The organism is Haloarcula salina, assembly GCF_010119195.1.
GTDB lineage: Archaea > Halobacteriota > Halobacteria > Halobacteriales > Haloarculaceae > Haloarcula > Haloarcula salina.
Window position 1 is genome coordinate 51,994 of the sequence record NZ_WRXL01000006.1, and the last position, 21,565, is coordinate 73,558.

The 21,565-nt window shown below is 63.3% G+C and carries 20 protein-coding genes; 11 read left to right on the plus strand and 9 right to left on the minus strand.

The annotated features are described in order from the left end of the window. Positions 1-65: 65 nt before the first annotated feature. The 3 genes from GM656_RS15385 to GM656_RS15395 all read left to right on the plus strand — a co-directional run bounded on the left by GM656_RS15385 (position 66) and on the right by GM656_RS15395 (position 3,479). Positions 66-1,004, plus strand: coding sequence for a carbohydrate ABC transporter permease (locus tag GM656_RS15385; protein WP_162414574.1), 939 nt, complete (start codon positions 66-68; stop codon positions 1,002-1,004). After that, positions 1,001-1,942 carry a carbohydrate ABC transporter permease gene (locus GM656_RS15390; RefSeq protein WP_162414575.1) on the plus strand — a complete coding sequence of 314 codons (942 nt, stop codon included), beginning with the start codon at positions 1,001-1,003 and terminating at the stop codon, positions 1,940-1,942. Before GM656_RS15385 ends, GM656_RS15390 begins: the two co-directional genes overlap by 4 nt. 163 nt (positions 1,943-2,105) lie before the next feature. Further along, a complete protein-coding gene (locus tag GM656_RS15395) occupies positions 2,106-3,479 on the plus strand; it encodes a sulfatase family protein (RefSeq protein WP_162414576.1) in 1,374 nt (457 codons plus the stop codon). Positions 3,480-3,557: 78 nt separating this feature from the next. Here GM656_RS15395 and GM656_RS15400 read toward each other — a convergent pair whose 3' ends face one another. Then, positions 3,558-4,850, minus strand: coding sequence for a sulfatase family protein (locus GM656_RS15400; protein ID WP_162414577.1), 1,293 nt, complete (start codon positions 4,848-4,850; stop codon positions 3,558-3,560). Positions 4,851-5,370: 520 nt separating this feature from the next. Between GM656_RS15400 and GM656_RS15405 the strand changes: the two genes are divergently transcribed. From GM656_RS15405 to GM656_RS15415, 3 genes are all read left to right on the plus strand, one after another. Next, positions 5,371-6,837 carry a sulfatase family protein gene (locus tag GM656_RS15405; RefSeq protein WP_162414578.1) on the plus strand — a complete coding sequence of 489 codons (1,467 nt, stop codon included), beginning with the start codon at positions 5,371-5,373 and terminating at the stop codon, positions 6,835-6,837. Between the two features lie 103 nt (positions 6,838-6,940). Continuing rightward, on the plus strand, positions 6,941-7,192 hold the full coding sequence (locus tag GM656_RS15410; protein ID WP_162414579.1) for a hypothetical protein: 252 nt from the start codon (positions 6,941-6,943) through the stop codon (positions 7,190-7,192). 6 nt (positions 7,193-7,198) lie between these two features. Next, positions 7,199-8,194: a formylglycine-generating enzyme family protein gene (locus GM656_RS15415; protein ID WP_162414580.1), complete on the plus strand. Its 996-nt coding sequence runs from the start codon at positions 7,199-7,201 to the stop codon at positions 8,192-8,194. 682 nt (positions 8,195-8,876) lie between these two features. On the opposite strand, the gene GM656_RS15420 is transcribed toward GM656_RS15415, so the two are convergent. Continuing rightward, positions 8,877-9,197 carry a DUF7130 family rubredoxin-like protein gene (locus GM656_RS15420; protein WP_162414581.1) on the minus strand — a complete coding sequence of 107 codons (321 nt, stop codon included), beginning with the start codon at positions 9,195-9,197 and terminating at the stop codon, positions 8,877-8,879. 202 nt (positions 9,198-9,399) lie between these two features. On the opposite strand from GM656_RS15420, the gene GM656_RS15425 reads away from it, so the two are divergent. Further along, positions 9,400-10,251: a translation initiation factor eIF-2B gene (locus tag GM656_RS15425; protein ID WP_162414582.1), complete on the plus strand. Its 852-nt coding sequence runs from the start codon at positions 9,400-9,402 to the stop codon at positions 10,249-10,251. Positions 10,252-11,007: 756 nt separating this feature from the next. Here the strand turns inward: GM656_RS15425 and GM656_RS15430 are convergent. Then, on the minus strand, positions 11,008-12,261 hold the full coding sequence (locus GM656_RS15430; protein WP_162414583.1) for a saccharopine dehydrogenase family protein: 1,254 nt from the start codon (positions 12,259-12,261) through the stop codon (positions 11,008-11,010). Positions 12,262-12,375: 114 nt separating this feature from the next. Here GM656_RS15430 and GM656_RS15435 point away from each other — a divergent pair, with 114 nt between their 5' ends. Further along, complete coding sequence (locus GM656_RS15435) at positions 12,376-12,804, plus strand: universal stress protein (protein ID WP_162414584.1); 429 nt, start codon at positions 12,376-12,378, stop codon at positions 12,802-12,804. Between the two features lie 18 nt (positions 12,805-12,822). Here the strand turns inward: GM656_RS15435 and GM656_RS15440 are convergent, their stop codons facing one another. Continuing rightward, positions 12,823-14,454, minus strand: a complete 1,632-nt coding sequence (locus GM656_RS15440) for a BCCT family transporter (RefSeq protein WP_162414585.1) — start codon at positions 14,452-14,454, stop codon at positions 12,823-12,825. A 344-nt stretch (positions 14,455-14,798) separates the two neighbouring features. Here GM656_RS15440 and GM656_RS15445 point away from each other — a divergent pair, with 344 nt between their 5' ends. The 3 genes from GM656_RS15445 (at position 14,799) to GM656_RS15455 (ending at position 17,004) form a co-directional block, all read left to right on the plus strand. Next, on the plus strand, positions 14,799-15,215 hold the full coding sequence (locus GM656_RS15445) for an EamA family transporter (protein ID WP_241692801.1): 417 nt from the start codon (positions 14,799-14,801) through the stop codon (positions 15,213-15,215). Positions 15,216-15,260: 45 nt separating this feature from the next. Further along, on the plus strand, positions 15,261-15,605 hold the full coding sequence (locus GM656_RS15450) for a hypothetical protein (RefSeq protein ID WP_162414586.1): 345 nt from the start codon (positions 15,261-15,263) through the stop codon (positions 15,603-15,605). A 298-nt stretch (positions 15,606-15,903) separates the two neighbouring features. Then, positions 15,904-17,004 (plus strand): MFS transporter, encoded by a 1,101-nt coding sequence (locus tag GM656_RS15455; RefSeq protein ID WP_162414587.1) that lies wholly within the window; start codon positions 15,904-15,906, stop codon positions 17,002-17,004. A 134-nt stretch (positions 17,005-17,138) separates the two neighbouring features. Here GM656_RS15455 and GM656_RS15460 read toward each other — a convergent pair whose 3' ends face one another. The 5 genes from GM656_RS15460 to GM656_RS15480 form a co-directional block, all read right to left on the minus strand. Further along, complete coding sequence (locus GM656_RS15460; protein WP_162414760.1) at positions 17,139-17,945, minus strand: aldo/keto reductase; 807 nt, start codon at positions 17,943-17,945, stop codon at positions 17,139-17,141. Between the two features lie 166 nt (positions 17,946-18,111). Next, a complete protein-coding gene (locus tag GM656_RS15465) occupies positions 18,112-18,786 on the minus strand; it encodes an ABC transporter permease (protein ID WP_162414588.1) in 675 nt (224 codons plus the stop codon). Further along, positions 18,779-19,813 carry an ABC transporter ATP-binding protein gene (locus tag GM656_RS15470; RefSeq protein WP_162414589.1) on the minus strand — a complete coding sequence of 345 codons (1,035 nt, stop codon included), beginning with the start codon at positions 19,811-19,813 and terminating at the stop codon, positions 18,779-18,781. The genes GM656_RS15465 and GM656_RS15470 overlap by 8 nt, the downstream gene beginning before the upstream one ends. After that, a complete protein-coding gene (locus tag GM656_RS15475; protein ID WP_206673728.1) occupies positions 19,810-20,559 on the minus strand; it encodes an ABC transporter permease in 750 nt (249 codons plus the stop codon). The genes GM656_RS15470 and GM656_RS15475 overlap by 4 nt, the downstream gene beginning before the upstream one ends. A gap of 1 nt (position 20,560) precedes the next feature. Next, the gene (locus GM656_RS15480; protein WP_162414590.1) at positions 20,561-21,505 is read right to left on the minus strand and encodes a glycine betaine ABC transporter substrate-binding protein; all 945 of its coding nucleotides are present in this window, start codon (positions 21,503-21,505) and stop codon (positions 20,561-20,563) included. Positions 21,506-21,565: the final 60 nt, after the last annotated feature.

Consider the following 21,565-nt stretch of genomic DNA (forward strand, 5'->3'; position numbering starts at 1 on the left):
CTCCAGAATAGTACGATTAATATACGACGTACCGAAAAAGTCCATTCAGGAAGTCTTTCGAAAAAATGTCAACTGAAACAGAAAATACGGGCGAGGCACTCGATTCCAGTCAGAGCCAGTTACGCCGGCTGATCGGGGCAGACGCCATCAAATCGATGCCCTTCTGGCTCCTGCCGGCCTTTCTGGTCGGGTTGTTTATTTACGGCGCAGTCCTCTGGAACTTCGTAATCTCTCTGACGGACTTGCAGGGTTTCGGAACCCCCTCGTTCAGTCAGCTCGATTTCGATATGTACGGTCGAGCGTTCTCTGACCCTCAGTTCCTCTTTGCGGGCCAAAACACGATTGTTCTCCTGGTCGTGTTTACCATCGTCTGTCTGGTGCTCGGACTGGGCCTGGCAATCCTGTTAGATCAGGATATTCGCCGCAGGGGACACCTCCGAACGATCTATTTACTGCCGTTCAGTCTGGCGTTCATCGTCACAGGACAGGTCTGGCTGTGGATGTACAACTACAATTACGGCGTGGTCAATACGTTCACCAGGGCGCTAGGCCTGGGTCAGTACCAGATCATCGGTAACTCGCAGATTATTCTGGGCGCGATTATCACCGCGTTAGCGTGGCAGTTCGTCGGCTACACGATGGTCGTGTACCTGGCCGGGCTTCGGACGATACCCGACGACCAGTTCGAAGCCGCCCGCGTGGCCGGAGTGAAAGATTACCGAATCTACTGGAAGGTCATCATTCCGCAACTGAAAGCCTCAGCGGCTTCCGCGGGAGTGATACTGATGGTGTTCGCGCTCAAGACCTTCGACTTCCTCTTCGCGATGTTCGGGCAGTATCGGCCACAGAAAGGGGCAGACATCCTCGCGACGATGATGGTCCGCGAAGCCTTTCAGAAGCTCGAGTGGGCCTACGGGGCATCCATCGCGGTCATACTCTTTCTGATGGCGCTTGGAATCATCTCGCCGTACATTTACTACCAATACAAGGTGAACGAAATATGAGCTCAACGTCACTCCCGAGTCAGCTAAGCCGGACAGTCGTGCCGAACTTCGAGCGGTGGACGCTGCGGAAGCTGCTGCTATACACCGCGGTGTATACCCTCGCCATCGTCTTCCTCTTCCCACTGTTCGTGGCGGTGATAACGTCGTTCAAGACGCGAGCCGCCGTGACGCAGACGCTGCCCTTTATCCCTGTCTTCCCCTGGCAGGAGGGGTTCACTATCGCGCAGTGGGCGCAAGCGTTCAGCGTACTCCAGAACGGACTCCTGAACAGTTTCCTCCGCGTCATTCCGGCGACGACTCTCACGGCGATACTGGGCAGTCTAACCGCATACAGCCTCACGAAGATCAAATGGCGCGGTCAGGTCGCCGTCCTCCTGATGATGGTCGCAGCAACGTTCTTCCCGACGCAGGCCGCAATCGTTCCGATTGCCCGGTTCTGGTCGGTGTACGTGCCGCTAGACCAGCTCTTGGGCCCGGTCTGGACGCTCCCGCTCCTGGAGCCCTACCACGGGGACCTCCTCGCGCTAATCATTACCGACATCGCGTACGGATTACCGGTGGTCACGGTCCTCTTCCGCGGCTACTACCAGACGATTAACCAGGAGCTCATCGAGGCCGCGAAAATCGACGGCGCGAATATGTACAGTATCTACCGTCGCATCATCCTACCCATGTCCGTCCCGATGTTCGCTGTCGTGTTCATCTTCCACTTCACCCAGGTCTGGAACAGTTTCCTGTTCCCGCTCATCATCATGTCCGGCGCGGGTCACTCAGCGGCCCCGGCCACCCTCGCCCTTGGGGGGCTTGGCCAATCGTTAGAGGGCACGAATTACGGGCTCCGGATGGCAGGCGCGCTCCTGACGGCGCTCCCGACCGTCATCGTCTTCATTCTCGCCGGGGACAAGTTCGCCAGCGGCATTCAGGGAGGGCGGGCGTAGGGCGGCCCGCCGTCCCGGGCCGTCGGAGACGGCAGCCGTCGACCGACAGACACGGTCCGAACCACCCTCGTCCGAGTTTCTTAGTAACATCTTAAGAGATAGTTCAAATAATTATATTGTAGTAAACAAAACATTAAAGGCGTCTGGAGGCCATCCACACTGTGTGACGACGATCTTCATAGACATCGATTCGCTCCGACCGGACCACGTCGGTGCCTACGGATACGACGCCCCGACGACTCCGAACATAGACGCGATGGCGTCCGACGGTGTCGTGTTCGAGCGCGCCTACTGCGCGAACTCACCGTGTATCCCGTCTCGGGCCGGGACGATCACAGGTCGCTACGGAATCGACACCGGAGTCGAAACACACGGCAGGGCGTCACAACAGCTCAATCACCCGGCGACGATGGTCGACTGGGCCGGTGGGCCGAGCGAAGCGGCCGACCTCACGGAGTGGTACACGTTGCCTGAGCTCTTCTACGAGCGCGACAGGACGGCCGTCGGTATCGGCTCGTTCCCACAGCATCCGGCACCGTGGTTCTACCACATCTGGGACGAGTACCACCAGCCCAAATCACCGGACACCGACGACTTCCAGGCGATTGAAGCGGAGTACATCATCGAGCGCGCACTCGACACGCTCGACCGTCTCAGCGACGAGGACCTGTATCTGTACGTCCAGATGTGGGACCCGCACACTCCGTACAACCGCACCGAGGAAGAGATCGAGCCGTTCCGGTCGGCGGACATCCATCCCTACCCGACACAGGCGGACGTCGAACGCCATCAGGAGTGGGACGCGTGGCGGTCGGCGTCTCACATGGATATCGAAGATCGGTCCGATCTCAACGAGATGCTCTCACGCTACGACGCCGAGATTCGCCACGCGGACGAGCAGGTCGGGCGGCTGATCGACCGGCTCAAATCGCTCGGACTGTACGACGACGCGACGATTGTACTCACCGGGGACCACGGCGAAGAATTCGGAGAACACGGTCTCTATCGCGAACACTGGAGTACGCACGACGGGACCCAGCACGTCCCGCTGATCGTCAAGCCGCCGTCCGACGAATCGAGAGCCCGAAAGTCTCGACCAGAACTCGTAACCAACGTGGACATCGCACCGACGATTGCCGAGTACGAGGGGCTCGACAGACCGAGCCGGTGGCAGGGCCGCTCGCTCCGAGGGCTCGTGAACGGGTCCGCGGACGACTGGCGCGATTACATCGTCGTCGACCACGGTCTCTACACCGCCCAGCGCGCCGTCAGAACCGACCGCTGGAAGTACATCAGGACCTACCACGCCGGGATGTGGGACGGCGTCGTGCCGGCCGAGCAGTTGTTCGATATGGAGAACGACCCGTGGGAGCAAGACAACGTCCTCGACGACCACGAGGACGTCGTGGCCGAACTCCGCGGACACCTGGAAGAGTGGGTCGAAACCCACGGAGGCGACGACGACCCGCTCCAGACCGTCGCCAGCGAGGGCCCGTCCGGATACAACGTGTTCAAAGACGACTGGGACGGCATCTGACGGGGGCGCCGCCCGCGAATAGGACGCGGCTGTCAGTCGCAAGTTGCAGACGCCGGGCGTATCCGCCCGCGCCGGAAGTTACGGCCCTGCGACCGGTCGGAGCCACTGCTCTTCGTCACCACCGGTCTCGTCCCACCACCGCTTGACTTCTCGCTGGAGTCGCGTGACGGTCTCGGCGTGATCCGGGTCCGCCGCCAGATTCGTCATCTCGTGGGGGTCGTGCGTCACGTCGTACAGTTCGTTCGGGCGGTCCCACCAGTACTCGACGAACTTCCACCGCGCGGTCCGGACGCCGCGATACGGGTGTTCCCCCCAGTATGCGTACCGATGTTCGAAGAAGACGCGCTCGTCGTCTGGCGGCGACCGACGACCGAACGCGTCCAAGACGCTCTCAGCGTCGAACGCTGGTGGCGCGTCGACGCCGGCAGCATCCAGTAGCGTCGCCGGAATCGTCCGGTTCGAAACCAGGTCAGGAATCCGGTCTCGCTTCGACGTCCGGTCTGGTATCCTGAGGACCAGCGGCACGCGGAGTATCTCGTCGTAGGCGATTACGCCCTTCTTGTTGAGGCGGTGAGCCCCCTGCATGTCACCGTGGTCGCTGGTGAAGGCGACGACCGTCTCCTCACCGAGGCCGCTCCTCTCCAGGGCATCGAGTATCCGCCCGACGTGGTCGTCGATACGGGCGACCATCGTCCGGTACTGATAGCCGATCTCTCGGACGGCGTCTTCGTCGAGGGCGCACTCCTCGTCGTTCGCTCGCTCGCGCTGGAAGGATGGCTTACCGGCGAGGTCGTCGGTGAAGCTCTCTGGTAACGGCGTCGTGTCCCTGTCGAAGCGCTCGGCGAACTCCGTGTCTGTCACGAACGGGGGATGGGGGAGATTGAACGAGACGGTCACGAAGAACGGAGCGTCGTCGTCGTGAGATGAGAGGGCGGAAACGGCCCGTTCACACGTTCGCTCGTCTGTCGGAAATCCGGCCGGTGGGTTCGACGTCTCGTGAACGTTCTCCGCAGTCTCCCAGCCGTACTCGCCGAGGTCGGTCTCTCCCAGGTGCCACTTCCCGATGTACGTGGTCCGATAGCCGGCATCACGGAAGGCCCGGGCGACGCTCGGATTCCGCGTGTCGAGCGGCCCCGGACCCCATTCCGGGAGGGTTCGCATGCCGTTTTGGTGAGGATAGCGCCCAGTAAAGAGGGACGACCGGGACGGGGAACACTGCGGGCACGTCGAGTGACACCCGGTGAACTGCGTTCCCGAGGCGACTAATCTATCGATGTTCGGCGTCTCGAACGAGTCGTCTACAGCTCCGATTGCGGCCGCCTGTTGCTGGTCGGTGACGATCAGCAGGACGTTCGAGCGAGTCTGAGCCATCGTCCATCGATACGAACGCGACCGTGAAAGCTTTCGGCATCCCGTTCAGTGGGGTTTCGGGGGCCTCGGCTGACAGAGACCTGTTGGGAGTGGTGGCGTGGCGGCGGACGGAGTGGACGTTCGAGACAGGCCGCCCGAGGGCCCGAACGGACTCCGCCGTCGGCAGTTGCAGACGCCGGGCCCGCGGCGGCCAACGCCGACGCGGCTATCGGCATCGGTCGTCCCGGCGCGAGCCACGGAGACGGCCGAGACGAGTTCGCGCCCCCGGGATTCGACACGCTGCCGGAGAGTGCGGGTCGTCGAGCGTCTCGGCGACCGTCTCATGCGACGGGGGCGTGAATGGCGGCGGTCGACACCTCGGCGCGGCAGGCATCGAATCGCTGTACCCACGCGGCCGCGGGCAATCGAATACTGACGCCGGTGAGGCGGGTGCTGCAACTGCGACCGACGCCAGGGACACACTGCTGTTGTCGGGGGCGATACCTTTTTATTGCCGGGCGGGCCCTCTTCGATAGACACGATGAGCCCTTCCCGACCGAACGTCCTCCTGATCAACACGGACCAACAGCGGATGGACACTATCGCGGCATTGGGCCATTCGCACATGGACACCCCGAACATGGACCGGCTGGTCGAAGAGGGGACGACGTTCACGAACTGCCACGTCACGGCCCCGTCCTGTGCGCCCTCACGTGCGAGTCTCTTCACCGGATACTATCCACACACGACGGGGATATACAAGAACGGCGACCCGTGGCGGCACTCGTGGATAGAGGACCTCTCCGATTCGGGGTACTACACGGTCAACGTCGGGAAGATGCACACGTCGCCCTACGAAACGCCAATGGGCTTCGACGAGCGGTACGTCGTCGAAAACAAAGACCGCTACCTCGCGGCGATGCCCGACGACGAACCGACGCTGCCGAGCGACCGCTACTACCTCGACGAGTGGGACAAGGCCCTGCGTGCCCGCGGGCTACTGAAACAACAACGGGAGTTCTACCGCCAGCGCGACGACTACGAGGAGCGAATGGGGGCCTTCGAATGGGAACTGCCGGCCGATACCCACCCGGACGTCTTCGTGGGCGACCTCGCTGTCGACTGGCTGGAGCGAATGCCGAAACTCGAGGCCCCGCTGTTCATGGAGATCGGGTTCCCCGGTCCCCACCCGCCGTTCGACCCGCTCCCGGAGTACGCCGAGGAGTATCTCGACAGAGAGCTACCGATACCCGATATCTCGGAGGCAGATATCGACTCACAGCCCCCCGGTCTGCAGGCGTTGCGACGACATCACGCAGCAGTCGACCACGATTCGGTGAGCTACACCCTCGATCCGACGGAGGAACAGCTCCACCGGCTGCGGGCCTACTACTACGCAAACGTCGCCATGATCGACGAACAGGTCGGCGAGATCATCGACGCGCTGGAGGCGAACGGCTACGGCGATGACACCGTCGTGATATTCACCTCGGATCACGGGGAGATGCTGGGCGACCACGGACACATCCAGAAATGGACCATGTACGAAGAAGCGACACGGGTCCCCACAATCGTGTGGTGGCCCGACCAGTTCGAAGGGGGCCGTCAAATCGACGACCTCTGCCAGCTGTTCGATCTCGGGCCGACGATTCTGGAACTCGCTGATATCGACGTCCCGAGTTCCATGGAGGCCGAATCCCTGTTGCCTGCACTCGAAGGAGGCGACTGGAGCGGGCGCGAGTACGCCTACGCGGAACACGCGGGGACGAGTATCCTGACGGACGTCGAGTTCATGACGATGGTCCGAACCGAGGACTGGAAGCTCGTGCACTTCCTGGACGAGCCCCACGGACAACTGTTCGATCTCTCGACAGACCCGAACGAGCGGGAGAACCTCTGGGACGACCCCGACGCTGCGGAAGTGAAACGAGAGCTACTCGCGGAACTCCGGGAGTGGCGGATTCGGAGCGGACACCAGACGGCCGACTGGTCAGCCGAGTTCCGGTAGCGCGTACGGCACCGAAGACCGGCGTTCGCCAGTTCGAATCGTCCGCGCGAGTCGGTCCCGGCATGGCGAACATATTTGTGAGTCGCTCACAAGTATCTCTACCATGACGAGCGAACCTTTCGTCTCCGTCGGTGCGACAGAAACCAAGTACCATTGCGACTGTGGGTGGAGTGGGCTGGAATCGGCTCTTTCGGAGTGGGACGTCCAGGTGGAGAGAGACCGCGTCGTTCGCGTCTGTCCGGAGTGTGCAACGCCAGTTCCTGAGTGGGGGACGCTCCGACCGATAGACGGTGTCGAAAAGGTGGCTTCGGGGGACCTGGAGTCGGCGCTCGAACGGGACCAGGCGACGGAGTGAGAGCGCGTGTCGGACGACCACCACAGTTGCTGTGCGTCCGGTCGCGAGGGCGACATCCCGCCGGCAGACGACGGGACCGCGAATCGAGTCGAGACGACGCCTGCGACGTCTGCCGACGACCGAACGGAGCGGATGGTCCGTCTCGACGGAGGGACGTTCCGCATGGGAACGGACGACGATATCGGCTTTCCGGAAGACGGGGAAGGGCCGATTCGGCAGGTCGGTCTCGACCCGTTTTTCATCGACAAGTACGCGGTGACCAACGCGGAGTTCCTCGAGTTCGTCCGCGAGACGGGATACAGAACCGACGCCGAGCGCTATGGCTGGTCTTTCGTCTTCGAGGACTTCGTCGCCGACGCGGACCGCGAGGCCGTTCAGCAGAGCGTCGCCGAAACCCCGTGGTGGGTTGCAGTACAGGGAGCGAGTTGGCTGCGACCGTACGGCCCGAGCTCGTCAGTCCTCGACAGCAAGGAACTGCTCAAGCACCCCGTGACGCACGTCTCCTGGCGCGACGCGACCGCGTACGCCGACTGGGCCGGGAAGCGCCTCCCAACCGAGGCCGAGTGGGAATACGCCGCCCGCGGGGGTCTCGAGGGAAAGCGCTACCCATGGGGCGACGAACTGACGCCGGACGGCGAGCACCGCTGTAACATCTGGCAGGGAGAGTTCCCGGAGAACAACACGGGTACCGACGGCTACGTTCGGACCGCTCCGGTCAACGAATACGAGCCGAACGACTTCGGGCTGTTCAATCCAACGGGGAACGTCTGGGAGTGGTGTGCGGACTGGTTCAGCCCCGAGTACCACACGACCGATGCGTACGACGACGAGAATCCGACTGGTCCGAGCGACGGTGACCAGCGGGTGATGCGAGGCGGGTCGTATCTCTGTCACCGCTCGTGGTGTAATCGATACCGTGTCGCTGCGCGGTCGAAGAACACGCCCGATAGCTCGACCGGCAATATCGGCTTCCGGTGCGTTGTCGACGCAACCGCCGAGTGAGTGGGTCAGGTGAATTTATATACCATGAACGTAAATGGAGTATTGGCTGCTGAAAGAGAATCGATACCGCTACCGGATCACGGAACGCTATGACGTCCAGCGGGACGGACATAGACGCGTCCTGATCTGTGGAGTCTCGCGCACGGTTCTCGCTCACAGTCTGTCAGTCACAGTCACAGTCACTGGGTACACCAATGCCATCACCCCCAGTGATTTAGCACGAGACGCCTCCAGAGGCGAATGTACCCATTCATCACAGCGGAATCGACGACCGAAACAGAGCTATCTCGGTCCCTCTCTTCGCGTCTCGTCGGAGAATTGGCTGGTGGCGCTGTCGGCGTTGACGATGCCGCGAATCGAAGCCACAGTCGCTCTCGTGCTGTGCCTCGAATTGTCGCTCGACAGTCGAACGAACAGCGACGGCTCAGCGCTACCCGCGACACAGGTATCCAGCCCTCGAATAGTGAACTATCGCGTCTTATTCTACGATACCTCTCTGGATAATCGAGGTAAGTCCCCATCCCATCCGATATGAGATAATACTACGCAGTATAGGTATATTATTCCCTATAATAACACCATATCTCCGAATTATATCTCTTAACGAGGACTCCTGGACACAGCCATACGTCTCGTCGTAGGGAGAATCTCAACGCGTTCCCGAAGCCGTGGGCAGCCGGTGTCAGTCTTCGCGGGCCTTCGCGATCGCGTCCCGCGGCGCGCCGCAGTTCGGACAGTTGTCGGGACGCCCGCCGTCGAGGTCCCCCATCTCGCCGCACTCGGTACAGCGCCACATGAGATACCCCTCGCCGAACTCGTCGCCGGGGACGTTCTCGTCGCTGTCGAACGAGCCGTCGACGGTCGCCTCGTCGACGGTATCCACGGTGAACGTCCCGGACGAGACGCTCTGGACGACACCGACGACGGTGCCCTCCTCGTCGTGAACCGTTTCGCCAACTTCGACGGTCTGTCCGTCCGTTTCGGTCGGAATCTCGTTCGTCATGTGCGTGGGTCGGGCCGCGACGGCCCCACGACTGTTGCTTGCCTGTGCAACGTCGCTGGGATCGCCAGCCGTCGGCAGACGTCCCGGTCCGACCTGTCCGGTCGGGCGAGCCGCACACAGGGGAGCCGTTCTGCGATTCGCGGCCGGAGCGAACGGTTGTCGGCTTGAAATAATTATAAGGGTGGCTTCCCCACGTAGTGGTATGATAGACGAGACGGTGCGCCAGATCGAGGAGATGGAGACGCAGAGCTCCTCTATCGTCGCCGTGAAGGCCGCGAGGGCACTACAGGAACTGACCGACCGCGAGTGCCACACGGTCGAGGACTTCGTCCGTCTCGTCGAGCGAAACAGCAGCGCGCTCCAGCGGGCGAACCGGTCGCACGCGCCGCTGTACACGACCCAACAGCGCATCGTCTCCGACCTGAAAGACGCCGACCCCGAGTCCGTCGAGGCCGCTAAGACGGAGTTGCTCGCCGCGATCGACGAGGTGGTGACGGAGGTCGAATCGAGCAAGGAACGGGCCGCGGAGCGGGCCGCGACGCTGATCGACGACGGCGACACGCTCCTCGTCCACGAGAACTCCTCGACGGTGATGGCGACGCTCACGCAGGCGCTCGACGACGGCAAGGCGTTCGACGTGTACGCGACCGAGTCGCGGCCGCACTTCCTGGGGCGGCGGACCGCCCGGCAACTGGGAGCGCGCGAGGGCGTCGACGTGACGCTCATCGTCGACGGCGCGGCGGGACACTACCTCCCCGAGTGCGACCGGGTGTTCACGGGGATGAACTGCCTCATCGAGGACACGGTGTACAACCGCATCGGGACCTACCCCATCGTGGCGACGGCCAACGACGTGGGCGTGCCGGCCACCGTCGTTGGGTCGTCGTCGAAGTTCATCGGCGGCGGGTTCACGTTCACGAACTCGTATCGCTCGGCCTCGGAGGTGATGCTCGAACCGGCGGAGGGGTTCGAGGTCGCGAACCCCGGCTACGACGCGACGCCGACGCGACTGCTCGACACGGTCGTCACGGAGAACGGCATTCTGGAGTTCTGAAGGCGCACCCGGCCACCGAGCGTGACGGTGATAGGAAACTCGGATCACGGGATGGTTAGCGAGACTGTCAGCCGGTTCTCAGCTGTACCAGTGATCGAAGCCACCCAGACCAGCCCTCAGTCACGCTGTCTCGTGGGACAATTATCTGAACGATCGAATAGAGAACACACTGCGATCGGGTGGGAACCGATTTTTCAAATGATAGATATCAGGGTGCGTGAGCCGACGAGAACCCATACCGACCACAAACTGAAGGTATCTCGCTCAGACAAGTGTTCTCCCCATACACCTGGAGGAGTATTGGAGGTGAAAAACGGTACAATGGTATCAAATATCTTAATTTCTCCCCAGTATTGCCCTTCACGCGCCCACGCCGCTCCAAATATCTGTTTCTATGAATAAACCTCCGCCTTGTGGATTCGAACGGGAACAGACGGTCGAGGCTGCTTCGGGACGGGTGACCCCAGTTCCGCGTCGGGTAGCTCATCACTCCGAGAGGATCGGTTCCTGCACCGCCGTGTCCGAGGCTCAGCGACGCATCTCGTCGACGCTCACTCGCATATCAAATGACCACCGGATCACGTCGTCGTCACCGAATCCTCCCGATACGTACTCCTCCAGTGTGCACGATGCGTGGGGGCAGTCGAGGTATCTCTCTCCGGGTCGGGAGCTCGACAGCGGACGCGGTTTCGGTCCAGACGGTGTGAATCGACGGTGTCGCCACTGCGCCGCTGTGGTGCGGTCACGCCGTCGGGTTCAGTCCTGAGTCGGTGCGGTGGCTTCGGTGTCCGGAGTCCGTTCTTCGATGAGGGTGAAGCCGCGCGCCTCCATCTCCTCGAAGTAGCGGTCGGCGTCGAGACCACTGGTCTCGGTGATGAAGATGCCGTCCTCGTCGACAGCGCCGTCGGCCATCAGCTGCAGCGTCACCGAGAGCGGGACGCCGACGTAGCACCCGTACTCGCGCATGAGCGTGATCTCCTTCCCGTCGAAGAACGGGAACGGCTGCTCGAAGTGGAGCACCGTCTCGTCCTCGTGTCCGTCGACCGAGCCCGTGACCTCGGCGGACAGGATCGTCTGCGGGGTCCACTCCGTCTCGGGCGACAGTTCTTCGGGCGGTTGCCACTCGGACTCGCGGGCTTGCCCCTCGGCCTTGACCTGGTTCTGCATCACTTCGACGGGGTCGACCGTCGTCCCGTCGACGTCGACGCCCTCCGTCTCGAACGCGCCCGATGCGTGGAGGGTGCGCTCGTATTCCTTCCACTCGTCGTGCCACGCGCCGCGCGTGATGATGGTGTCCACGTCCTTCTCCTGTGCGACCGGAGCCTCGGGGAAGGTGATCGGTTCGGGGTGGGAGATGACGTAGGTGGACTCCTCGCCGATGGGGTCGGGGAACTCGAAGATCCGCTCCTCGCTGAACGCCGGGAGGTCGTCGACGACCTCGCCGTCGACCCACTTCGCCCGCTCGTCGACGTTCGGGTCGTGTTCGTAGGTCACGGTATCGGTCAGGCCGGGTGTCGTCTGGGTGAGCAGACGCCACATTCCCCAGTAGAAGTTGACGTCTTCGACGTCGTCGAGCGTCTCACAGCCGGCCATCCCGAGGGCGATCGTGCTCACGAGGCCACCGTTGGCGAACCACAGCGAGTTCCCGGCTTCGGCGAACTCCTCCGAGCGGCTGAGCACGTCGTCGAAGTCGAAGGCGTTCAGGTCGACGCCGGTGAGGTCTCCGACCTGCGCCATCGCGTCGAGGACGTTCTCCTCGAACTGGTACGGCAGGCCGTTCACCACGTAGTCGGCTCCCTCGAGGACGCCGGCGATGTCGTCAGCGTCAGTCGCGTCGACCGATTCGAACCGGAATCGGTCGTCGTCGAGCGTTTCGATCAGTCTCCGCGCGTTGTCCTCGTCGGCGTCGGCGACCACGATCTCGTCGAAGTCGCTGGTCTTGTGCAAGTCGTAGACGCAGCCCGAAGTCATAGCTCCGGAGCCACCGAGGACGACGGTCTTATCAGTCATACGTCGTTCATATTTCTTCAGCGGAGGATATTAAGTCTGGGGTGTTTCGTCCGCGACCACGCGTGGTGACTCGCCGTCGAAGCGATTTAGTGTGGGTCCGACGTGGTCGTCCGTATGGTACTCGTCGCAGCGATAGACGATTCAGACCAGACCGAGGCAGTGCTCAGCGAAGCGAACAGACTCGCCGACGACCTCGATACGTCGGTCCACGCGGTGCACGTCGTCTCCCGCGCCGACCTCTCGTCGATCGCGGAGACGGCCGTCGAGGGGCAAGAACTGGTCGAGAACGCGGAGGTACAGGACATCGGTCGAGACATCGTCGCCGAGCGAACCGACGCTGCGACGGCCGAGTCGATACAGACCACGGTTCGAGTCGGTGACCCGGCCACCCAGGTAGTGGAGTACGCGTCGTCGGTCGACGCCCGGTACGTCGTGGTCGGCGGTCGCAACCGATCCCCGACGGGCAAGGCGCTCTTCGGGAGCGTCACCCAGCAGGTACTGTTCGAATCACCGGTCCCCGTTCTCAGCGTCGCGGTCGAATAGCGGACTCCCCCGGACCGTCTAGTCGTCGTCCGGCGCGACAGAACGTCGGTCGGCCACGAACCCGGCGACGGTCTGGGTGTCGTCGTTGTCCGTGTCCTCGTATCGCTCGGTGAGGAGCACGGGGCGTGCCTGCTCCAGTTCGAGCACGAGTCCGACGATACAGAGCGCGATGACGAAGGCGATGGGCAGCCCCAGCAGCACGACGAAGTCTTTCAGCGCCGCGAGACCGCCCGATATCAGGAGCAGCGACGTGAGGAGGCCGACCATGACGCCCCAGGAGACGCGGTTGACGGTCGAGGGGTTCTCGTCGCCCCCGGTGGTGAACATCGCCAGGCTCAGCGTCGTCGAGTCGACGGTCGTGATGAGGAACGTCAGTACGAGGAGGAGGTACGCGGCCGCGAACAGTTCGCCGAGGGGGATGATCGATTCGAACAGGGGGAACCCCACGACGGAGATTCCCTGATTCGACGCGATGGAGAGCAGGTCGATGCGCCCCGTCGTCTGCGCCCACAGCGACGACCCGCCCATCACGACGAACCACGGGAACGAGGCCGCCGAGGTGCCGACGAGGCCGGCGAAGACGAGCTGCCGGACGGTGCGCCCGCGACAGATGCGGGCGATGAAGATCCCGATCATCGGCGCGAACGAGAACCACCACGCCCAGTAGAACACCGTCCAACCGCCGACCCACGCCATGTCGTTTGCGGCGTTCGTGTACAGGCTCATCACGACGAAGTCGCCGATGTAGCCCCCGAGCGCTTCCGTCCCGGCGGTGAGCAGGTACGTCGTCGGCCCGAAAACGAACACGACGACGAGCAGGAAGGCGAACAGGTACATGTTGAAGTTCGAGATACGGCGGATGCCGCGCTTGACACCGAGAGCCGCCGAGATGGTGAACCCGACCGTGAGACCGACCGTGACCAACAGCGTTCCGAGGTTGCCGACTTCGACGCCGTAGTTGTACGCGAGTCCGGAGAGGAACTGCGTCACGACGAAGCCGAGCGAGACGGCGACGCCGCCGACGGAGATGACCACCATGAGGATGTCGAGCGGCCGTACCCACTTGCTGTCCAGATTCTGGACGCCGATGAACGGTGCGAACACCGTCGACGGCCGGATCGGAGCGTCCTTGCGGTGGACGTAGTACGAGATCGTGATCCCGACGACGAGATACGCAGACCACGGCGAGAGACCCCAGTGGAGGAACGTGTACTGGATCGCGTGCGGCACGGCGGCCGCGGTCTCGGCCTCCGAACCGAACAGCGGCATCCCGGAGCCGTAGTGATACAGCGCCTCGGCGGGACCGTAGAAGACGAGGCCGGTCGACAGCCCCGCGGAGAACAGCATCGCCAGGACCGACCCGTACGAGAACTCGGGCGTGTCGCCCGGTTTCCCGAACTTGATGCTCCCCCAGGGGCCGACGAGGAGCCACACGCAAAAGGCGACTGCGAGGAACATCGCCCACAGGTAGACCCACCCGAGTTCGCGCCAGAGTAGTTCGTTCCACCGCGTCAGAAGTTCGCTACTGGCTGCGGGCCGGGTCGCGATGAGGGAGATCGCGAGGATGGTGAGGAGCGCGCCGCCGGCGTACACCCACGGGTCGATCTCGTCGACGAACGCCGTAACCAGCCCGTCGGCGTCACCGCTCATCGCACCACCTCGTGTTCACGGCACCCGATCGCGGACGCCTTCGACCCTGAGCGCGCCTGTCACTCCGAGTTGCTCGGCGACCGTCTCCAGCGAGCGACGGCCGCGCTCGCCCGCGGAGCGGTGTCTGGTGACGGTTGACCTCTGAAGGCATGTTCTGCACGAACGTACACATTCTATCACATATAAAAATTTGCTTTGCGACCCGGCCCGCGGCGCGATGCCCGATCGGTGCGACTAGTTTTAACACCGTGACCCGACATGGTGACGTATGGACCGGCGCGCACAGTTTCGACAGCACCGCCGCCTGAATACGCCAGCCGACGCCGAATCTGCGGGGTCGAACCGTGGTCACTAATCAGTCGCTGCTCTTTGCGGTCGCCGCGATGTTCCTCTACGCCGGCTGGGCGCTCCTGGCGAAGTTCGCGACCCAGCGGATTCCGGTCGGTCACGCCGTCGCCGTGACCTACGTGGCGGGACTCGTCGCAGTCGGTGGCTATCTGCTCGTTACGGACGCGAACCTCGTGCGCTCGGTGAGCGGCCTGGGGTACGCCCTCGCGAGCGGGCTGTTCCTCGGACTGGGAACGCTCGCGTACTACTCGGCGCTGGACACCGGCTCGGCGGCGATCGCCACCAGTATCAGCGGCATGTACCTCCTCGTGACGACCGTCCTCGCGATTCTCTTCCTCGACGAGTCCCTCGGCTCGATGGAGATGGCCGGCCTCGGCCTCGCAGTCGTCGCCGTCGTCCTGCTCTCGCAGTGAGCCGGCGGGCGAACTTTCATTGTGGTGGCCGCGCGACTTTCTGGCATGGGAGACGAGTCCGTGACCGACGACCCAGACGACGCACCGCCGTGGTGGGACGAGAACGTCGACATCCGCGAGGAACTGGATCTGCCGGGCTACGACGCCCCGAAGTTCCAAGACGGTACCTACGTGCACACCGTGGTCGAGCGCCTCGAATCGCGGCTCGACTGTCAGATCCAGTTCATCGACCCGTCGCCGAAGAAGGCCAGTCGGTGGGAGATCCGCGTCGACGGCGACCCGGTCGAGACGGTGCATCGGACGCGTGACGTGGACGCCAATACCGTGTTCGGAATCACCGAAGCGGAGTTCGAGCGCGTCGTCGAGTCGAACGTGACGACCGACGACTGAGTGCGACCGGCTCTCCTCGGCAGTTTTATCTGACCGCGAAGTGGAACGTCTCGTATGTACGAGCACGCGTGTAGCGAGTGCAATCGAGCGTTCGAGCCGTCACGACGAGGCGAGTGCCCGAACTGTGGGCACGTTCCGCAGTACGGAGCGGATTGACGACGTGCGATCGAGCCGAGCACAGCCGGACGGCGAGAGAACGAGCGATCGGATGCGGATCGAGTGAGCAAGCAAATCGATGTTCGAAACCTTTCGTAATCACAGCGGCAAGCAACTGAACGTCCACGCGCTGGGTATCGTAGTGTCACTCTCCGGAGTCCTCGTCGTCGCGCCGATGCTCCCGGAGATAATCGACTACTTCGAGATCACGTCGGCCGAGGCCGGCGTCTCGATCTCGTTCATGTGGGCGTGTAACGCCCTCGCGCAGTATCCCGGCGGTCGCTACTCCGACCGTCTCTCGTCCGGGATCGTCCTGGTCGTGAGCCAGAGCGTGATGATCGCGGGATTCCTCCTGCTCGCGACCGCGGTGACGTTCCCGATGTTCGTCGGCGGTCTCGGCCTCATCGGGGCGGGGTACGGCATGTTCGAGACGGCCGGGTTCGTCCTCCTCGGGACGCACTTCACCGAGAAGCGCGGGCGGGCGTTCGGCGTTCGCGACGCGGCGGTCAACCTCGGGAGCGCCCTGTCGGCGCTGCTGGCGGTCGCCGTCGTCGGAACGACGCAGTGGCGAGACGCGTTCCTTCCGGTCCTCGTCTTGCTCGGGTTCGTCACGGTCGGGAGCCACCGACTGAACCGCCGGTCGTACTCCGTTTCACGCGTCCGCCTCGACCTCGTCACGGTCGGGCGTCGGCTGTTCCGCTCCCGACAGACGTACGTGGTGTTGCTCGTCATGTCCGTCTCGATGTTCGTCTGGCAGGGGAGCGCGAGTTTCCTCCCCACGTACCTCCAGGCGTCGAAGTCGCTGACGTCGTTCGAAGCGACAGTCGCGTTCTCGTTCATCTTCGTCGTCGGGATGGTCGTCACGCCGCTGGCCGGAGCCGTCAGCGAGTTCTGGACGCCGATCAGGACCGGGATCGTCGCCACCGGATTCGGGATCGTCGGGCTGGCGCTACTGGTGGTCACGGACTCGTTCGTGGGCCTCGCCGCCGCGCTCTTCGCCTACGCCGTCGGCCTGACGGCCATCTGGCCCGTCATGTACGTCTACCTGTCCGAGGTGCTCTCCGACGAGACGCTGGGCGGTGACCTCGGTGCGCTGCGGACGGTGTACTTCGCGGTGGGCAGTCTCGGGCCGGCGTACGTCGGTACGATGGCGGCTCGCTTCGACTACTCGACGGCGTTCACGAGCCTGTTCGTCTGCTTCGGCCTCACCGTCGGCGCGCTCGTCTGGCTCGCACGGCGGTAGAAAAGCGGCGGGCCGACCGACATCGGGGAACATCGAACGCGGCCCACTGTGTCTCCGTCTCGACGCGTCGTCCCCGTCACGGCTACGCGACACTCGCCGGCGGCTACCGGGACACTACCTGTCGCCGTGTTTCGCTACGCACGGTCCCACGGCATCGGCTCGTCGTTAATCATCAGGCTCGATTCGCGGGTGACGGTCCGTTCCTCCCGGTCGATGGTGTCGATTCGAGCGACGTCCTCCGCCGTGAGTTCCAGGTCCCGCGCGGCCCAGTTCTCCGCGACGTGGTCGCCGGTGGCCTTCGGGACCACGGCGACCCGATCCTTGCTCAGCAACCACGCCAGCGTCACCTGTCCCGGTGTGGCGTCGTGCTCCTCGGCGACCTCGACGATCGGGTCGATTTCGGTGATCTTCCCGCCGACGAGCGGCCGGTACGCGACCAGCCAGTAGTCGTGTTCCTGTGCGTGTTCCAGCAGGCGCTCTTGCTGGAGCAGCGGGTGCATCTCGACCTGGTGGGCGAACGGGGCCGCGCCGAGGTGGTCCATCGCCTCGTCCAGCAGTTCGACAGTGTAGTTGCTCAGGCCGATCTGATCGACGTAGCCACGCTCGCGGAGTTCCGCGAACGCGGCCAGCGTCTCCTCGGCGTCGTAGGCCTTCAGCGGGAAGTGGACGTACAGGAGGTCGATGGTTTCGAGCCCGAGTTCGTCGAGGCTCTCTTTGGTCGTCTCGATGACGCGGTCGTGTTCGAGGTCTCGCGGCCGCACCTTCGTCGCGACGCAGATGTCTTCGCGCGGGACGTCCGAGCGGTCGATCGCCTCGCCGACGTACTCCTCCGTTTCGTACTGCTGTGCGGTGTCGACGTGGCGATAGCCCTGCTCCAGCGCCGACAGGACGCTGTCGATACATCGCTCTCGCTGGTCGGGGTACCACGTACCGATACCCATGCGGAAGTCGTTGTCAGTTCGCACGTTTCGACGTAGCCGCCCACCCATAATAACGATTCACACTTCGGAAAGAGAGCGCCGCTTCGAGACCCGCGTTTGTGGACTGTGTGCGTGTCGAGTCAGCCCAGAACGACCGCGCTCGTCACGAGACCGTATCGACGCGAATTCACGCGTCCGCGGCCGCTCCGCCGCCACCGCTCGTCGTCTGCGTGTCCAGGCTCCGTTCGACGAATCCGAGAACGGTGTCGAGCGAGATGGCCAGCAGCGCGCCGGGGATCGCGCCCGCGAGAATCTGGGGGTTGTTGAACAGCTGGATGCCGGTGACGACCCAGTCGCCGAGCCCGCCCGCACCGATGAAGATCGCGAGATACGCCGTCCCGACGTTCATCACGGTGCTGGTCCTGATGCCGGCGAAGATGACCGGAACGGCCAGCGGGAGCTGGATCTTCCGGAGGATCTCCCAGTCGGTCATGCCCATGCCCTCGGCCGACCGGATCGTGCTCTCGGGCACCTCCTCGATGCCGGCGATAGTGTTGGTGATGATGGGCAACAGGGCGTACACCCACATCGCGAGCACCGCGGAGTTGAACCCGATGCCGACGAACGGGAACACCAGCGCGATGACCGCGAGCGGCGGAATCGTCTGCGAGACGTTGCCGCCCGAGAGGACCCAGGTCTTGACTCGCTCGTTCCGCGTCGCGAGGATGCCGGCGGTCACGGCGACGACCGTGGCGGCCACTTGCGCCACGAGGACCAGCACGATGTGTTCTCGCAACAGCGCCAGGAACGTGTCGAAGTTGCTCGTCAGGTAGGTGAACGCCTCGAACAGCAGATTACTCATATACGATCTCCTTCGGTTCCGACGAGGCGTCGTTGATCTGGTCGACGCTCACCGTCCCGACCACGCTCCCGTTCTCGACGACCGGGAGTTTCGAGCCGTCGGACTCCACGAGCTTCGAGAGCGCCGTCTCGGTGCTCTGGTCCGCGGCCACGTGGGCGGGCGTCCCGGACTCGTCGGTGGCGACCTCCGCGGGAACCGACCCTGTGGATCTGACGTCTGCCCACGACTGGCCGACGATCCGTCCGTCGGTGCTCATGATGTGGCCGACCTCGAGCACCTGCAGTTTCTTCAGGCCGCGGTTCTGGCCGATGAAGTCCTCGACGAACTCGGTGGCCGGGTTCTCGAGGATGTTCTCGGGCGTGTCGTACTGGACGACCTCCCCGACGTCGTAGATGGCGATCTTGTCGCCCATCTTCAGCGCCTCGTCGATGTCGTGGGTGACGAACAGGATCGTGGTGTTGATCTGCTCCTGAATCTCGAGGAACTCGTCCTGGAGATTGTCCCGCGTGATGGGGTCGAGCGCCCCGAACGGCTCGTCCATGAGCATCACGTCGGGGTCGGCGGCGAGGGCGCGGGCGACCCCGACCCGCTGACGTTGCCCGCCGGAGAGCTCTCGCGGGTAGTCCTCGCGGTACTGCGCCGGCGGGAGGTCCATCAGTTCCAGCAGTTCGTCGACTCGCTCGTCGATTCGCTCCTCGTCCCAGTCGAGCAGTCGCGGGACCGTCGCGACGTTCTCGGCGACGGTCATGTGGTCGAACAGCCCGATGTCCTGAATGACGTAACCGATACTCCGACGCAGGTCGATCTTGTCGACCTCCTGTACGTCCTGTCCCTCGAACTTGACGGTCCCGTCGGTCGGGTCTTCGAGGCGGTTGACGAGCTTCATCGTCGTCGTCTTTCCACAGCCCGACGGCCCGACGAGGACCGTCGTGGTTCCCGGTTCGACCGAGAAACTGATTCCGTCGAGCGCGAGCGTGTCTCCGTACGATTTCCGAACGTTCTCGAATTCGATTGCGTGTTGGCTCATGAGAGTATTTTCCAGAGTGCGCGGGTCGGTCGTGCTTGGTCGATCTGTTCGCCGTTCCTGAGTCTGAACAACTGCTCGCTGATGGCGAAGAGGTAGTCGAACGCCAGCGTCAACAGCACGAGGACGACGGTGGTGACGACGATCATGGGGACGTTCCGCTCCCGGATACCCTGGAAGATGAAGTCGCCGAGTCCGCCGGCTCCCACGAACGCCCCGATGGCGGCGACGCCGATGATGATGACCACGGCGTTTCGGAGCCCGGTCATGATGACGGGCAGCGCCATCGGGACCTGTATCTGGCGCAGTCGCTCCACCTGCGTCATCCCCAGCCCACGGCCGGCCTGCGTCACGGCGTCGTCGACGCCGTTCAGTCCGACGTACGTGTTCCGGACCAGCGGGAGCTGTGAGTACACGACGAGCGAGACGATGACGGGCGGTTCGCCGATGCCGAAGACCGGGATGAGGAGCCCGAACAGCGCGATGCTCGGGACCGTCATCGCGACGCCGGCGAGCCACAGGACCACGGTGGCCGCCGTCTCGTTGAACGTGATCAGGACGCCGAGCGTGATCCCGATGGGAATGGCGAGCAGCATCGACACGGCGATGATGTCGATGTGCTCGGCCACCAGGACGAGCAGTTCGCCGGCGTACCGTGAGAGAAACGTCTGATACTGCTGGACACCCGACGCCTGCAGTACCGGCGTGAGATCGGCGGAATCCGCTACGAGGGTCGCCAGCGTACTCATGTTAAATGAGTCCTTCCGATTTCAGGTGTTCTCGGGCGACGCTCGAGGGCTCCTTGTCCTCGATGCTGGCGTCCAGGTTCATCTTCTGCATCTTCTCCGTCGTCACGGTCGGCGCGACCGCATCGAGCGTCTCCTCGACTTCGGGGTGCTCCTCGATGAAGTCCTGATGGATGATGGGGACGATGTCGTAGGCCGAGAAGTGGTCCCTGTCGTCTTCGAGGATCTGCAGGTCGTATCGGAAGATCTGGGGTTGCGTCTGCCAGCCGGAGGTCGCCACCGCCTGATCGTCGTTGAGGATCTGGTAGTTCAGGCCACCGTAGCCGACTTTCTTCAGACTGACCTCGTCCCACATGGACTGTTCGATGTCGTAGTCGCTGATGAGCGCCGGTAGCCCGTCTTCGCGCTCGGCGTACTCGGTGTACGAGACGAACGTGAAGTCGGTGTTCCCCTCGTTGATGTACCCCGCGAAGTCGCTGATGGTCTCTATTCCCGTGTCGTTCGCCCAGTCGGGGCGTGCGATGATCGTCCAGGTCGCGTCGGCCTTGGACGGTTCGGTGAGCGTCAGCCCCCACTTCTCCTCGGCGGCCGCCTCGGCCCGGTCGTAGATCGTCTCGGGGTCGGCGATGACCTCGGACTCGCCGAGGATCTGATGCCAGAGCGTTCCGGTGTACGTCCAGTAGCTGTCGATCTCGCCGTTCTTGAGCGCGTTGACGTTCTGCGACGTGCCCCCGAGGCCGGTCTCGTCTACGACTTCCAGGTCAGTGTTCTCTTCCAGCGCGATGATCGACATGTGAGCCAGGATCTCCTGCTCGGCGAAGCGCTTGGAACCGATGGTGATACTGCCGGCCCCTCCGCCCCCACTGCCGACCAGGCTCGTACATCCCGCCGTGCTTGCGACACCGATTGCTGCTGCTGACCGAAGGAACGACCGTCTACTATTATCCATGATTCATTCTGATGGTCTGGATCCCAGACATTTAAGTCTTACTGACGACCCGGAATATTC